16 protein-coding genes are annotated in these 14,864 nt (G+C 64.0%); 3 read left to right on the top strand and 13 right to left on the bottom strand.

Going from position 1 to position 14,864, the window contains the following annotated elements:
* Nucleotides 1-2 precede the first annotated feature (2 nt).
* From ACZ5Y5_RS00445 to argH, 5 genes are read right to left on the bottom strand one after another with little or no spacing between them, the layout of a single operon-like run.
* Nucleotides 3-959 carry a zinc transporter ZntB gene (locus ACZ5Y5_RS00445; protein WP_464809259.1) on the bottom strand — a complete coding sequence of 319 codons (957 nt, stop codon included), beginning with the start codon at nt 957-959 and terminating at the stop codon, nt 3-5.
* Entirely contained in the window at nt 956-1,714 is a 759-nt protein-coding gene (locus tag ACZ5Y5_RS00440; RefSeq protein ID WP_464809258.1) for a precorrin-2 dehydrogenase/sirohydrochlorin ferrochelatase family protein, read from the bottom strand. The genes ACZ5Y5_RS00445 and ACZ5Y5_RS00440 overlap by 4 nt, the downstream gene beginning before the upstream one ends.
* Nucleotides 1,714-2,979: a diaminopimelate decarboxylase gene (gene lysA / locus ACZ5Y5_RS00435; protein ID WP_464809257.1), complete on the bottom strand. Its 1,266-nt coding sequence runs from the start codon at nt 2,977-2,979 to the stop codon at nt 1,714-1,716. The genes ACZ5Y5_RS00440 and lysA overlap by 1 nt, the downstream gene beginning before the upstream one ends.
* Before the next feature lie 25 nt (nt 2,980-3,004).
* Nucleotides 3,005-3,265: a hypothetical protein gene (locus ACZ5Y5_RS00430; RefSeq protein ID WP_464809256.1), complete on the bottom strand. Its 261-nt coding sequence runs from the start codon at nt 3,263-3,265 to the stop codon at nt 3,005-3,007.
* Nucleotides 3,262-4,629, bottom strand: a complete 1,368-nt coding sequence (gene argH / locus ACZ5Y5_RS00425; protein WP_464809255.1) for an argininosuccinate lyase — start codon at nt 4,627-4,629, stop codon at nt 3,262-3,264. Before argH ends, ACZ5Y5_RS00430 begins: the two co-directional genes overlap by 4 nt.
* Before the next feature lie 58 nt (nt 4,630-4,687).
* Here argH and ACZ5Y5_RS00420 point away from each other — a divergent pair, with 58 nt between their 5' ends.
* Entirely contained in the window at nt 4,688-5,284 is a 597-nt protein-coding gene (locus tag ACZ5Y5_RS00420) for a TlpA family protein disulfide reductase (RefSeq protein WP_464809254.1), read from the top strand.
* 180 nt (nt 5,285-5,464) lie between these two features.
* A complete protein-coding gene (locus tag ACZ5Y5_RS00415; protein ID WP_464809253.1) occupies nt 5,465-8,083 on the top strand; it encodes a TonB-dependent receptor plug domain-containing protein in 2,619 nt (872 codons plus the stop codon).
* Between the two features lie 146 nt (nt 8,084-8,229).
* On the opposite strand, the gene ACZ5Y5_RS00410 is transcribed toward ACZ5Y5_RS00415, so the two are convergent.
* The 7 genes from ACZ5Y5_RS00410 to ACZ5Y5_RS00380 all read right to left on the bottom strand — a co-directional run bounded on the left by ACZ5Y5_RS00410 (nt 8,230) and on the right by ACZ5Y5_RS00380 (nt 13,045).
* Nucleotides 8,230-8,403 (bottom strand): Trm112 family protein, encoded by a 174-nt coding sequence (locus ACZ5Y5_RS00410; protein WP_464809252.1) that lies wholly within the window; start codon nt 8,401-8,403, stop codon nt 8,230-8,232.
* Nucleotides 8,400-9,011 carry an LON peptidase substrate-binding domain-containing protein gene (locus ACZ5Y5_RS00405; protein ID WP_464809251.1) on the bottom strand — a complete coding sequence of 204 codons (612 nt, stop codon included), beginning with the start codon at nt 9,009-9,011 and terminating at the stop codon, nt 8,400-8,402. The genes ACZ5Y5_RS00410 and ACZ5Y5_RS00405 overlap by 4 nt, the downstream gene beginning before the upstream one ends.
* Before the next feature lie 12 nt (nt 9,012-9,023).
* Nucleotides 9,024-9,935 carry a tetratricopeptide repeat protein gene (locus ACZ5Y5_RS00400; RefSeq protein WP_464809250.1) on the bottom strand — a complete coding sequence of 304 codons (912 nt, stop codon included), beginning with the start codon at nt 9,933-9,935 and terminating at the stop codon, nt 9,024-9,026.
* Between the two features lie 82 nt (nt 9,936-10,017).
* Entirely contained in the window at nt 10,018-10,860 is an 843-nt protein-coding gene (locus tag ACZ5Y5_RS00395) for a MipA/OmpV family protein (RefSeq protein WP_464809249.1), read from the bottom strand.
* Between the two features lie 73 nt (nt 10,861-10,933).
* Nucleotides 10,934-11,371, bottom strand: coding sequence for a DUF2141 domain-containing protein (locus ACZ5Y5_RS00390; protein WP_464809248.1), 438 nt, complete (start codon nt 11,369-11,371; stop codon nt 10,934-10,936).
* Nucleotides 11,368-12,096: a sterol desaturase family protein gene (locus ACZ5Y5_RS00385; protein WP_464809247.1), complete on the bottom strand. Its 729-nt coding sequence runs from the start codon at nt 12,094-12,096 to the stop codon at nt 11,368-11,370. The genes ACZ5Y5_RS00390 and ACZ5Y5_RS00385 overlap by 4 nt, the downstream gene beginning before the upstream one ends.
* A gap of 58 nt (nt 12,097-12,154) precedes the next feature.
* Nucleotides 12,155-13,045 carry a prephenate dehydratase gene (locus ACZ5Y5_RS00380; RefSeq protein ID WP_464809246.1) on the bottom strand — a complete coding sequence of 297 codons (891 nt, stop codon included), beginning with the start codon at nt 13,043-13,045 and terminating at the stop codon, nt 12,155-12,157.
* A 187-nt stretch (nt 13,046-13,232) separates the two neighbouring features.
* On the opposite strand from ACZ5Y5_RS00380, the gene ACZ5Y5_RS00375 reads away from it, so the two are divergent.
* A complete protein-coding gene (locus ACZ5Y5_RS00375) occupies nt 13,233-13,892 on the top strand; it encodes a c-type cytochrome (RefSeq protein WP_464809245.1) in 660 nt (219 codons plus the stop codon).
* Nucleotides 13,893-14,029: 137 nt separating this feature from the next.
* Here ACZ5Y5_RS00375 and ACZ5Y5_RS00370 read toward each other — a convergent pair whose 3' ends face one another.
* Nucleotides 14,030-14,860 (bottom strand): kinase, encoded by an 831-nt coding sequence (locus ACZ5Y5_RS00370; RefSeq protein WP_464810553.1) that lies wholly within the window; start codon nt 14,858-14,860, stop codon nt 14,030-14,032.
* Between the last annotated feature and the right edge of the window lie 4 nt (nt 14,861-14,864).

Raw genomic sequence — 14,864 nt, 5'->3', positions numbered from 1 at the left:
GATCAGCGCTTTAGCCAATGGGTCGCGACGAACCAGCCGCTGATCCCCGCCGCCATCGCCACGCATACTGCGACCACGCCCCAAAATGCCCAGGCTTCATGGGCGAAGGGGATGCCATTCACATTCATGCCGAGCAGGCCGGTCAGGAAGGTCAACGGCAGGAAGACCAGCGCCACGACCGATATGATCAGCGCCTGACGGTTCATCTGTTCCGCACGCAGGTCAGTCAGTTCTTCATGCGCCAGCGCTGACCGTTCGCGCACCGCCTCCAGTTCTTCGGCCATACGGGCGCAGCGGTCTGCCGCTTCCTGCAGATGCAGCCGGTCGTCAGGGTGGAGCCATGGCGCGTCGGCGGCCGATAGCCGTTCGAGCGCCTGCCGCTGCGGCGCGATGAAACGGCGGTAGCTGATGGCCGTAGCACGGATTTCCGCCACGTTGCGCCGCACTTCGGGCGCGCCATTGTCGCTGAGCGTGCTTTCAATCTCGTCCAAATCGTCACCCAGTTGGGCAATTTCGGGGTCCAGCGCTTCGGTGATTTCCTGCGCGAAGGCGGCGATCAGATCACCCGGATCATGGATTGCGCCAGCCAGCATGCGCTTCATCACCGGTTCGAAGGCGGCGAGCGGGCGATAGCTGACCGAAATGACGCGCGCATGCTCCGCCCACAGGCGGATCGATACGAGCGGATCGCCCAAGGCGTCCTCTTCGCTGCCCAGGCCGCGCAGGTTGATGAGCGCGCCATGCGCCATCAATGTGCAGCGGGGCCGGGTTTCCTGCGCGAGCAAAGCGGACAGAGCGGCCTCCGGCATATGATCGCAGCGGGAAACGATATCGCGCGCGTCCTCCCGCCAACCATCCGCATGGACCCAGCTGAAGGCAGCATGATCGGCTTCTGCGCAAAAGGCATCGAGGGTGATTTCACGCGCATGGCCGCCTTCATTGACGAACACCCGGCTCATCTCGGCAGCTCCAGCCAGAGCGAGAGCCCCTCGCCGGGATAGGCAGGCGGCGCGGATGCGGGGATGCGCACTGCATCGGCGCGGGCGCGATCGAGAATGGAGGACGGCACTTCGGGTGCGTGATAGATGCGGTCGGCCTCCCCGAGCAAACGCGCGGTGCGCAGCGTCAGATCGTCGGGATCGCCGGACAGTAGAGAGAGATGAACGAGGCGCGACGCAGCAGCGTCACCCTGCTCCGCCAGCCAAAGCGGCACCCCATCGGCAGCGTCGTCGCGCATCGGGTCGATCGGCCCGCCAGCAGCCAGCCCGGCATCGATCGCCCGGCGGCGGGCGCTGGCTTCCGGCCAACGTGCGCGGATGGCCGCCCTCGCGCCATAAAGAGCGGCGGCGAGTGCGCCCAAACTCTGCGGCAACAGCGCCTCGATTCGCTGGCGCAGCGCCTTGGCAAGGCCCGCTGATGCGCCGCCCGTGCCGATGGCGATCAGCACCGGATCGCGATCGACGATGGCGGGCAGCGTGAAATCGCACAGCTCCGGACGGTCGGTGGCGTTCACCAGCACGCCCCGTGCCTTGAGCCGGGCTACCGCAGACTCATCGCCATCCGCGACGATCGCGAGAGCAGCCTCGTCCGCCTCCCCCACGATGTGAGCTCCGGCGCGTTCCAGCAGCCGCCGCTTGGCGTCCGCGGCCTCCCCTTCCCCGGTCAGGATCACCGGCCTGCCCCTCAGCACCAGGAAGACGGGCAGGCTCTGCATCAGTCGCGAACCCAGTCCGGAATGCTGTCGGCTTCGATCAGCGCCTCAATCGGCGGCCGTGCGCGAACGACCGCCCATTTATCGCCGGAAACCAATACCTCAGGGGTCAGCGGACGGCTGTTATAGGTGCCCGCCATGGTCGCGCCATAGGCGCCCGCCGTCATGAAGGCGACCAGATCGCCCGCCTGCACCACATCCATGTCACGGTGCATCGCGAAGGTGTCGCCGGTTTCGCAGACCGGCCCCACCACATTGGCGGTTTCGCGCGTACCGGCCGGATGGACGGCGCGAATGTCGTGCCAGGCGTCATAAAGGCTGGGCCGCATCAGGTCGTTCATCGCGGCATCGACGATAACGAACGGCGCTTGTGCTCCCTGCTTCACCCGCACCACGCGCGACAGCAGCGCGCCTGCATTACCAACGATGACGCGGCCGGGCTCGAACATCAGGCGGACATTCCAACCCTGCGTCACGCGCGTCACCATCTCGCCATAGGCAGCGGGCAGCGGCGGAATGGGGAGCGAGGGATCATAAGGCACGCCAAGGCCGCCGCCGAGATCGGCGGTGCGGATCACATGACCCGCCGCGCGCAACTGCTCGATCAGCGCGCCGACCTTGGTGAAGGCGGCTTCCAATGGCGTCAGGTCAGTCAATTGACTGCCGATATGCACCGCGACGCCCTGCACATCGAGGCCAGGCAGATCTCGCGCGGCGGCGTAGCTTTCCAGCGCCCTGTCATAGGGAATGCCGAACTTGTTCTCTGACTTGCCGGTGGAAATCTTGGCATGGGTGCCCGCATCGACATCGGGGTTGATCCGGTAAGCAACGGGAGCCTTCTTGCCCAACGACAGCGCTACTTCGGACAGCATTTCCGCTTCCGGCTCGCTCTCCAGATTGAACTGGTAGATGCCATGCTCCAGCGCCAGCCGCATTTCCTCGGCGGTCTTGCCGACGCCGGAAAAGACGATGCGGTTCGCCGGAATGCCCGCCGCGATCGCCCGCAGCAGTTCACCACCGGAAACCACGTCCGCCCCCAGTCCCAGCTTTGCCAACGTCGCGAGTACCGCGCCATTGGGGTTGGCCTTGACCGCAAAGGCGATCAACGGATCATCCAGCCGCGACAGCGCGTCGCGGAACACGTTCACATGGCGCGTCAGCGTCGCGGTGGAATAGATATAGACGGGCGTCCCCACCGCCTGCGCGATATCCGCCATCGGCACCTGCTCCACATGCATGGCGCCGTTTACATAGTCAAAATGGTCCAAGGCTTCTTTGTCCTAGCGGGTCTTGTCAGGGCTGCTTTTCAGGCGGCAGGTCGAACGGATCATCCTTGCGCTCCTGCGACTGGGTGAGCAGTTCAACGTTTCGCTCTGGCCGCGCCTGGGTCGAAGGTGTCATGAGCTGCTGCGCTGTCGGCGCGGCGGCAGCGCCCACCGGAACGGCCGGCATCTTCTGCCCTTCGATCGGCTTCAATGGCTGGCGGCCGCCACATGATGCCAGGGCGAGCGCCAATGCACCAAGCGCCATTCCGCGGGCGAGCGTGATCCTCATGCCTTCTCCTCTCGCGCCTGCGCGATGCGCGCGCGCACCTGATCGGGCGCGGTGCCGCCATGGCTCTTGCGGCTGGCGACCGAAGCATCGACCGTCAGTACCGCATAGATGCGCTCATCGATGCGCGGGTCAATGGCTTTCAGCGTCTCGATCGGCAGGTCGGCGAGCGGCGTGCCCGCGCTCTCCGCCGCCGCAACCGCGCGGCCCGTGATATGATGCGCTTCGCGGAAAGGCACATTGGCTTCGCGCACCAGCCAGTCGGCCAGATCCGTCGCCGTCGCGAAGCCGCTTTCGGCGAGCGCCCGCATGCGATCGGTGCGGAAGGTCACCGTTTCGACCATGCCGGTCATCGCCGCGATCGACAGGCCCAGCAGGTCATGCGCCTCGAATACCGGCGGCTTGTCGTCCTGCATGTCCTTGGAATAAGCGAGCGGCAGGCCCTTCATCGTGACGCACAGCGCGGTCATGCAACCCATGATCCGTCCGGCATGGCCGCGCACCAGCTCGGCAGCGTCGGGGTTGCGCTTCTGCGGCATGATCGAGCTGCCGGTCGAATAGGCGTCGGGCAGCTTGACGAAGCCGAACGGTTGGCTCGCCCAGATGATGAATTCCTCGGCCAGGCGCGACAGGTGCAGGCTGCACTGGGTCGCCGCCATCAGATAATCGAGCGCGAAGTCGCGGTCGGAAACGCTGTCGAGGCTGTTGTCGGTCGGCTTCGCGAAGCCCAGCGCTGCCGCGGTCGCATGGCGATCAATCGGGAAGCCGGTCCCGGCCAGCGCCGCCGCGCCCAGCGGACATTCGTTCGCCCGCGCGCGCGCATCGGCAAAGCGGCTGCGATCGCGGCGGATCATTTCATGATAGGCCATCAGATGGTGGCCCAGCGTCACCGGCTGCGCAGATTGGAGATGGGTGAAGCCCGGCATGACCGCATCGGCATGCTCCTCCGCACGCGACAGCAGCGCCTGCTGGAAAAGCGCCAGCCCCGCCTCGACCTCATCGATCGCGTCGCGCACCCATAGGCGAAAGTCCGTCGCCACCTGGTCGTTGCGCGAGCGCGCGGTATGCAGCCGCCCTGCCGCCGGACCGATCAACTCGGCCAGCCGCGACTCCGTGACCATATGGATGTCTTCCAGGTCCAGGTTCACCGGCACGCCATTGGCTTCATATTCGCCCGCGATCGTGTCGAGCCCGGCGCTGATCGCCTGCGCATCTTCCGCGCTGACGATGCCCTGCTTGGCCAGCATCGCGACATGCGCCTTCGATCCGGCGATGTCCTGCTTCCACAATCGCTTGTCGAACGGGATGGAGGCATTTATCTCGCGCATGACCGAAGCCGGGCCTGCCGCGAAGCGCCCGCCCCACATGCTGTTGGAGCTGTCTCCCGTGCGATCTTCCCCGTCCCGATCAACTTTGCCCTGCGTAATGACACTGCTCCTGCTGGCTGGCCTCGGCGCGTGCGATAGGCAATCACCGGCTCCGGGGCAAGGTCAAGCAAATAGCAGCGCGGAAGTGCCGGCGGCGAGCGGCGAGGCGAAAGGACCCGCCCAAAGCGGCAAGGGAGAGTTCAGCTACACGCTCGACCGATCGAAGGCAGGCACGCCCGCGCCCGACTTCACCTTTGCGGGGCCGGACGGCGCGGACGCTACGCTCAAGGACTTCGCGGGCAAGCCGATGCTGGTCAATCTCTGGGCGACCTGGTGCGCGCCGTGCGTGGCGGAAATGCCGACGCTGGACGCGGTGGCGAAGAGCTACGGACCCAAGGGGTTGGCCGTTCTCACCATCTCGCAGGACAGCCAGGGCGAGAGCGTGGTGAAGGCATTTTTCCAGAAGCATAAGCTGCCCAACCTCAAAGGCTGGATCGATCCGGAAAATCAGTTCGGCTTCCACTACAACACCGGCATGCTGCCGACGACTGTCCTTTATGACGCGCAGGGCAAGGAAATGGCCCGCGTGGTGGGCGCCTTGGACTGGAACAGCAAGGAAGGCCGCGACCTGATCGACGCGGCGCTGGCGTCCTGAGGCTACCGCTTGAAATTGCCACTACGAACGACGGCTCAAAATCCCCCACGCGTTTTGCATGCAAAATGCGCAGTCAAGTTGCACGATTCTCAACCAGCGCATTGTGCGCTGCAATAGCGGCTAAACCGCACCTCTTCGTCTTTCCCACTGCACGATAAATCAACAAGCAGGGGGCAATAGATGAAACGACTATCCGCTCTTAGACTCTCTCTTATTCTCGCATCCTCATGGTCGGCCTGCGCCATCGCGCAGGAAGCGCCCCAGGAGCCGCAGGCCGATGACGGCGGCGCGATCATCGTTACGGGCACGCGCGCAGTCGGCATGCAGGCCGCCGAAGCAGCCGCGCCGGTTCAGGTGTTGAGCGAAGAGGCGATCAGCCATGTCGGGCAGCCGAATCTCAACCAGGTGCTGACGCAGATCGTCCCGAGCTTTACCGCGCAGACCCAGGGCACCGATCTTTCCAGCTTCTCCCTTTCCGCCCGACTCCGCGGCCTCAGCCCCAACCACACGCTCGTGCTGGTCAATGGCAAGCGGCGCCACGGCAACGGCATCCTCCAGGTCATTTCCGGCGCATTCCAAGGTTCGGCCGCTCCCAGCATCGACCTTATCCCGCCGGATTCGGTAGCCCGCGTCGAAGTGCTGCAGGAAGGCGCAGCGGCCGTCTATGGCACCGACGCGATCGCGGGCGTCATCAACTTCATCCTCAAGGACGAAGATGAAGGCGGAACCTTCAAGGTCACTGGCGGCCAATATTATGACAGCGAAGGCGAACTCTTCTCCGCCTCCGGCAATATGGGCTTCAAGCTGGGCGAAGACGGATTCTTCAACCTGACGCTTTTCCACCGCAGGCAGGATTATACCACCGTCGGTACCGGTCAGGTGCAGATCACCAAGCCTGACGGCACGTTGCAATCCAACACGCCAGCACAATGGTCGAACCTGGCGGGCGACGCCCTGGCGGGCATCAATGGCGGCCAGCCCCGCACGAAGCTGACGCTCGGCTTCTACAATATGGGCTATGATTTCGGCGGCGTCGAACTCTACAGCTTCGGCGACTATGCCCGGCGCGAAGGCTGGGCCAAGCAGGGTTACCGTCATCCCAAGCGCATCTGCTATGAAGCTGGAAATCTGGGCGGCAGCGTCACGCCGGCCGCTTACGACCCCAGCATCTGCTACAGCGACACAGGCGTCTGGGGCATGGTCCCGCTCCAGCATGTGGTCGAGGACGAATATAGCTTTACCATCGGCGCGAAGGGCGAATTTGGCGGCGGCTGGAATTATGACATCAGCGGCACCTACGGCGCGCAGAAGGACAGCATCTACACCGAACAGTCCGCGCACCGCGAACTTTGGCAGGAAAGCTTCGCCGCTGGCGGCGTAGCACGGGCGATCACGCCCAGCAGTGCCTATGACGGCGGCTTCAAGCTAGCCCAGACCACCATCACCGCCGACATCCGCAAGGAATTTGAAGTCGGCATGGCGAGCCCGCTGACGCTGGCGTTCGGCGGTGAATACCGTAAGGACGAATATGAAATCCTTCAGGGGGATGCGGTCTCGACTTACAAGACTGGCGTCCAATCCTTCCCTGGCTACAAGGCGACCGACGCGGGCGATTATCAACGCAGCTCCAAGGCCGTCTATCTGAACCTGATCGCCGAGCCGGTCGACCGCTGGAGCGTCGATCTTGCCGGGCGCTACGAAGATTATACGGACTTCGGCGACACGGCGATCTGGAAAGCCACGACGCGTTACGACTTCTCGGACGCCATCGCGATCCGCGGGACCGTCAGCACCGGCTTCCGCGCCCCGACGCTCGCTGAACAGAAATATTCGACCATCAATGTCGGCCCAACCAGCGCCGTTGCTCAGCTGCCCGCTGGTACGCCTGCCGCCGCGCTGCTTGGCTTCGGCCCGCTCAAGCCGGAAAAGTCGAAGAATTTCTCGGCCGGTGTCGTACTGCGTCCGGTGCCGAAGCTGGCGATCACCATCGATGGCTACCTCATCAAGATCAAGGATCGCATCACCGGAACGGCGGCGCGCAACGCGGTGCTGAACGGCGTGGTGCAGCCTGGGGCAGCCGACATCCTGAACGCGCTCAGCGCAGCAGGCATCGTGCTTGATAGCGCGCTCTTCACCAACGGCACGATCGGCGTGTCGAGCTTCACCAACGGCATCGACACCCGGACCTGGGGCATCGATTTCTCCGCCACCTATCCGGTGGCGCTGGACTTCGGCTCGCTCAACCTGTCGCTGACCGCCAACTACAACAAGACGAAGATCACCGATAACAAGGTCGGCTATCCGATCTTCAACGCGGCGTCGGAAAGCAATATCGAACGATCCAACCCCGACTATAAGGTCGTGGCCAACGCCCTGTTCAAGAGCGGCAAGTTCTCGCTGAACCTTCGTGAAACCTTCTACGGCAAGACCAGCGTGCTGGTGCGTCCCGCCTTCACGTCAAGCTCGGCTGGGTCGATCGTGATACCTGAGGGCGGCTTCCTGATCGCCGACGGTGCGGGCGGCGCTAACCAGCTCTACTTCAACGGCGTCGTGAAGGCGACGGCGATCACCGATCTGGAAGTGGGCTATGATTTCACCGACTTCGTCAAATTCTCGGTCGGTGCGAACAATCTGTTCAACAAGCGGCCCGAAGTACCCAAGCTGCTGCAGGGCGTGACCGTGCCGGTCGGCGTATCGCCCTATCAGAACGGTGCGGGCGCCTATAACAGCTATTATGGCCACGGCCCCTACAGCACGTCGGGCGGCTATTATTACGCGCGGCTGGACTTCAAGTTCTGACCTTTCCCCTACGGTCGCGAAGGAAGGCCGGTTCCGGAAACGGGGCCGGCCTTTTCCTTCCGATCCCCTTAAATCCGTCACCTCAGCGAAAGCTGGGATCTCCTGACTCAAGAACGAGATCCCAGCTTCCGCTGAGATGACGAGGCTTATACCGCCCGCGCCTCACGCACCACCAGCACCGGCACGCCATCCCGCACCGGATAGGCCAGCCCGGCAGTGTCGGAGATCAACTCGCGCCGCTCCGCATCCCAGCGCAGCGGCGTGCGGGTCACGGCGCAGACCAGCTTCGACAGCAGATAGGGGTCCACTCCCTCGCTCATTGCATCGTCGCCCCGCCGTCGCGTTCGACGCGGCCGAATATCTGCATCAACTGGATGATAAGTTCACACCGTTCATTCAGCGTGTCCGCCTCCAGCAGCGTCTGCTTGGCCGCAGGGTCGAAAGGCGCGATCTGGGCGATGCCGTTGACGAGCGACATGTCGTCCAACCGCGACACCGCCGTCCAATCGACCACATAGCCCAGCGCATCGGCAAAGCGCCGCGATTCCTGCTCCAGCGCCGCGCGCTCGACGGCGTGCAGCACCTCATCCTCCGGAGCCTGCTCCACATCCGCCTCGATCTGGCGGAAGGCGGTGGCTACATCCAGTTCGCGGATCAGGCGAAAGCGCGCCAGCCCCTTGAGGATGATGTTGAAGCGGCCATCCTCTAACGCCTCGATCTGGCTGATCTGGCCAAGGCAGCCGACGTCGAACAGCGCAGGCTTCACCCCGCCCCCGCGCGGCTGGATCATGCCGATGCGCCGGTCGCGCGCCATCGCGTCATGGATCAAGGCCCGATAGCGCGGCTCGAAGATGTGCAGCGGCAATTCCATGCCCGGCAGCAGCAGCGCGCCTGACAGCGGGAAGATGGAGACGCGGGCCCGGTTCACGTGCGCGAACCGTCAGGAAAAGAGGATTTGCGACAATTTCCGTCGCTGCGCCGCTACCCAGGGATCTTCCAGGCCGGTCGCTTCGAACAGTTTCAGCAATTGTGCCTTCGCCGCGCCTTCATTCCACTCGCGATCGCGGCGGACAATCTCCAGCAGTTCGTCGGCCGCCCGGTCCCGATCGCCATTGGCCATAAGCCCGCCTGCAAGTTCGAACCGCGCCTCATGATCGTCGGGATTGGCTGCAACCTTCGCTTCGATTCCCGACAGGTCGGACACGGGCTTGGCATCGCGAGCCAGAGCAATGGCGGCGCGGGCGCGATCTACCGCCTGATCCTTCGCTACATCGGCCGGCAGCGCAGCGAGCACCGCCTCCGCCTCGTCCAGCCGCGCCAGCGCGACCAGCGCGCGGGCATGCCCGGACGCGACCTCCGCATTATCCGGCGCCATCTGCGCGATCTGCTCGAACACCGAAAGCGCGCGTTCATTCTCGCCGCCGGCCAGCATCTCCTCGCCCATTTCGATCAGCGGCGCGATTTCCTCAAGCTGTGCCTTCTCGTCCGATTCGATCGGCAACTGGGCGAGCATCTGGTCGAGGAACTGCTTCAGCTGCCCCTCAGTCCGCGCCTGGCTCAGGTCGGCGACAGGCTGGCCCTGGAACACGGCATAGACGGTCGGGATTGACTGCACGCGAAACTGCGCGGCGATGAACTTATTCTCATCGACATTGATCTTCACCAGCTTCACGCCCTTGGGCGCATAGTCGGCGCAGACCTTCTCGATCACCGGCGTCAGCTGCTTGCAGGGGCCGCACCATTCGGCCCAGAAATCGACGATGACGAGGCTGGTGCGCGACGGGTCCACCACGTCACGGCGGAATGCCTCCACCGCCGCCTTGTCGCTGTCACTCAGTCCAAGGGTCGCCACTGTCTTCGTCTCCTGCCTTCATGCGGTTGGGTGCCGCCTCCATACAGCGCCTTATGTGGGGCGTCACCCTGTCCGCACAAGATCAGAAGGTATAGCCGACGCCGACCGCACCTATCCACTGGTTCTTCGACCCCGCGATGCTGACCACCGGGGAGTCGGCATAGTCACCCAGCATGCGCGAATAGCCGCCCAGCGCGAACAACGCCCAGCCCTTGCGCAGGTCGCCGGAGAGGGAGAGCCCGCCGGTCAGGTTCACGCCGACTTTCTTGAAACCGGAACCCTCGCCGGCCTTCGAATAGGCGGGAAGCCCCGACGCCAGCGCCTCCGCCGCATCGACGTCATAATAATAGCGGCCATATTTCTTGCCGACATAGTCAGCCGACACGCCAAGGCCCACGAAGCTGCGCGTCGACAAGGGTGCGAAATATTCGATTGCCGGGGTGATGACATAGCTGTCATGCGCGCCCGCCACATCCTTGGTGATGGCGACACGGGCGGAAAGATTGTCATAGTCGCTGGTCAGGACCCCGGTCTTGCCGATCCCCACAAAGCCGCCCAATTCCACCGCCACATCCCGCTCGCCGAGCGCACGAACAGCGGCGTCCTTGATGCTCTTGCGGCTGCTGCGGTCGAACCGCACGCCAGCGACCGGCCCCAGCTGGAAATCAATGCCGTCGCCCCTATTGGGGATGGCGTCGATGTAGAGGCTGGGCCCGCGCGTCCAGAAAGCGAAATCGCTGACCTTGCCACGCAGTTGCGGCACCGGGATCACGCGATAGTCATCCGAGCCTTCATAGCTGGGAATGACTGCCGCGCCGACACCCACTGTTAGGACATTGCTGTCCTCTACTTGGGCCATAGCGGGATTTGCGGCGCTCAGCGCAAGGAAGGCCAGCCCAGCGGCCAGAAATCGACGATGCTTCATAAATCCCCTGTTCCACGAATATGATCAGCAGCCTAGAATGTTTCGCTGCCATCACGGTTCCGGATTAGCGCAATCAGAGGAAATATTTGATCTTTATTTCTTGCCGGACCGCTGATCCTGTCACCGGGAACTGCGCGGAACGAAAGCTGGGCGCGCCGAAGCGGATGGCCGGATTGCGGGAAAAACCCACGCCCTCCCGCGGGATCCCTGCGAATGTGTCCAGCTTTCCATTGCCATTTTCGTCATGGATGATGGCGATTGCATAATCACCGGGCGCGACTTCGCCCAAGGCGATTGCCCCCGACGACACCGAGACGGTCAAATGCCGTTTGTCGGGATCACGGCTGCAATCGGGGAAATAGGCAGGTGAGCGGACAATGCAAACAAGCAGATTGCCCTTGCCCGACCGCAAATCCTGCACGCTCATGCTGAGCGGCTGCGGCTGACTGTCCGGGACGGCGCCGGGCAGCGCGGCCAACATTGCCGCCAGAAACAGCGATCTCGCCCTCATGCACGCCCCTTTTCAAAGTCGCCCAATCCCCGATCGGTCCCGCAAAGCCGGTCCCAGACACGGAAATAAAGCCCGTAATTACAGCCATAAAGCTCATGATGCCGCTGATGATGGCTGGCAGTGATCAGCCAGCGCCCAGCAGGACCCTGCACCAGCCAGCGCGGAAACATCTCCCAACCCATATGGTTGGACACGCCCATGATCGTCATGATCGCAAGCACCACGCCAAGCGCCGCCACATGGATGGGGATCAGGAAGACGAGCGCCGGAATGACGACAGCGCCGGTCAGCGCTTCCCATGGATGAAAGCTCATCGCCGCCCAGGTCGTGGGCGGGCGGCTGGCATGATGGACGGCGTGGGCGATGCGGAACAGGCGCGGCCGGTGCATCCAGCGATGCGTCCAATAAAACCAGCTGTCATGCGCGGCGAGATAGAGCAGCACCGAGACCGGCAGATACCAGACCGGAAAGGCATGAACGTCCGTGTAGATCCGCGTCCAGCCATGCGTTTGCCAGCCCCAGGCGACGATGCCCGCCGGTATGCCGTAAATCAGCGCGGACGCCAGCGACCAGCCGATCTCCCGCCGAATCTGGCCTCCCAGCTGCGCATAAAGACCCGGCTGCCGCATATGCGTCGCCAACGCGAAGCCACCGCTGGTCAGCAGATAGCGCACGCCCACGATGGCGCTCATGGCAAGGGCGGAAAGGAGGAGCGCGACGGCCATCGTCTCGAACTATAGGGAGCGCCGCCTCCCCCGTCACCCCATCAGACGCGTCACCCCGTCAAGTACGCGGCCGCGCCTGCCGGTAACTGCCCAGCATCCGCACCCATTTGCTGTGGAACTCCAGTTCCGCCAGCGCCCGGTCGACCGCCGGATCGCCCGGCATCCCTTCGATATCGCAGAAGAACTCGGTTGCCGCGAAGCTCGCCCCGCGCTGATAGCTTTCCAGCTTGGTCATGTTGACGCCGTTGGTCGCAAAGCCGCCCATCGCCTTGTACAGTGCGGCGGGGACATTCTTCACCTCGAACAGGAAAGTGGTCATCACCGGACCGACGCCCGGCTCCGGCATTTTGGGCTCGCGCGATAGCACCAGGAAGCGCGTCATATTATCGTCGCTATCCTCGATATTCTCCGCCACCAGCTTCAGGCCGTACAGTTCGGCCGCCAGATAGGGCGCAACCGCCCCATCGCCGGGCTTGCGCGATTCCGCGACCAGCGCGGCGGCGCCTGCGGTGTCGGCATAAGCGACCGGCTGGATGCCCCGCTCGCGCAGATAATGGCGGCACTGACCCAGCGCCTGCGGGTGGCTGATCGCGCTTTTGACCGGCGTGTCATCCACTGCCATCAGACAGTGGCGGATACGCAGGAAATATTCGTCGATGATGTGCAGCCCCGATTCGGGCAGCAGGAAATGCATGTCGGCGACGCGGCCATGCAGGCTGTTTTCGATCGGAATGATCGCCCGCGCCGCCTGGCCGTTGCGCACCGCATCGATGGCGTCTTCAAAGGCGAAACAGGGCAGCGGCACGCAATCGGGCGCATAGTCCAATGCGGCAAGATGCGAGTTCGCGCCCGGCGCGCCCTGATAGGCGATGGCGCGCGAGGGATCGGCTGCCGCCTTTGCGGCCAGGTCCGCGACGATGACGCGGGCGGGGGCGGGATAGTTTTCCATGGGTGCGAGCGCGCTTAGGCACTCCTTCGCACGCGCGCAAGCACGCGCAAGGCGGCGCTCCAGCAAAAGCGGGCAATAGTGCGTTCAACCATGCTTGCGCGTTCGCTCTTGCGCCATTATGGCAGCGCGCTAAAGGGGGCGCGGACACCAAGCCGCCAGAACAGAAATTCAAGGGAATCCAAGCGAAATGGCCGATCGTTTCAACACCGTTGCAGGCTGGGCGTTGTTTGCGGGGATCGTTGCGCTGGGTGGCGGTATCGTCAGCTCCAAATATTTCCATGCCGAACGCCCGGAAAAGATGGGCTATGCGATCGAAGGCGTGGAAGCCGAGGGCGAAGGCGGCGCTGCTGCTGGCCCGGGCCTGAACACGCTGCTCGCCAGCGCCGACGTCGCTGCCGGTGAGAAGGTGTTCGCAAAGTGCGCCGCCTGCCACACCGTGAACCAGGGCGGCGCGAACGGCATCGGTCCGAACCTCTACGCGACCGTTGGCGAAGGCATCGGCCAGGGCAAGGGCGGCTTCGCCTTCTCCGACGCTCTGAAGAGCAAGGGCGGCAACTGGACCTTCGAAAATCTCGATCACTGGCTGACCAGCCCGCGTGAGTTCGCGCCCGGCACCAAGATGACCTTCGCGGGCCTCGGCAACCCGGCCGATCGCGCCAACCTCATCGCCTGGCTGAACACGCAGGGTTCGAACCTGCCCCTGCCCGCCGCTGACGCGGCCCCGGCCGCCGCCAGCGCCACTCCGGCCGAAGCCGCAGGCAACGCTACCAACGCGGCAGAAAGCGTCGAAGGCAAGGCCCCGGCCAACGCGGCTCCCGCCACTGGCCCGGCCGCTGCCGGCAAGTAACAGGCTTCACTAATCGAAACGGGCGCGGCACTGATTGCCGCGCCCGTTTCTGTTTATAGCCTATGGCGTCGAACAAGGACCCTTCGGGCTGAGCCTGTCGCAAGCAGGCGATCAAAGCCCTTCCCGGCTCGATATGCTCAGGGCAAACCGTCCCGCTCGCGAATGGCTTTGACGGAGCGGTCCTCCGCCAATTCGATGACCATGTCGGCCCGGCCGGGAAGGTCATCGAGCATATGGCGCGTCAGCCGTTCATAATGCTGGATGAAGCGGGCAATCTCTTCGTCGGACATCACGCCCGGCGAAGGCGCGCGGCTGCGCAATTCCTCCTCCTGCTCATTCCGCCAGCGCCAAACCACGTCAAAACTTGGTGCAGCGAGGAAGATCAGCCGATCGATCCTGGCGAACAGCGCCTGGTAACTGCTCGCCAACGCGCTGTTTACGAAATGGCGCCAGACGCCCTCTGCGTCTTCTTCTCGCTCCAACTCGTTCACGGGGCAGGCCAAATCGGCCTCCGACTGAGGGCGAGCGCCGACGCACCAGCCTTCCAACAGCAGCAGCCGCGTGCCGGGCGCTGCCTCATCCCATGCGCTTTCCGGCAATCGGTCGTCGGCCGCCTTGTCGAACCGCGGCAGCCGCGCCGCCTGCCCACGCTCCAGTGAATCGATAACCGCAAGGCCAAGGTTGATATCATGCGTCCCCGGCACGCCGCGCGTACGCAGCAACGGATGACAGGTACGGCCGAGCGCCTCCCGCTCAGCGCCTGTGCGGTAAAGGTCGTCGATCGAGAGCAGCGCAGTGGGCACGCCCTTTCGATCGAACCGCTCCTTCAATGCGCGGGCCAGCGTGGATTTTCCGCTCCCCTGCGCACCACATAGACCGATGACGGTCAGAGAGGAGTTCAGGCGGGACAGGGCTTGCTCGACGAGATGCTCTACCGCTTGAACGGCCCTGCCATCGTTGCCCGGCATATCG

The organism is Sphingobium sp. TomTYG65, from assembly GCF_055395525.1.
This window is presented reverse-complemented; position numbering and strand designations above follow the sequence as displayed.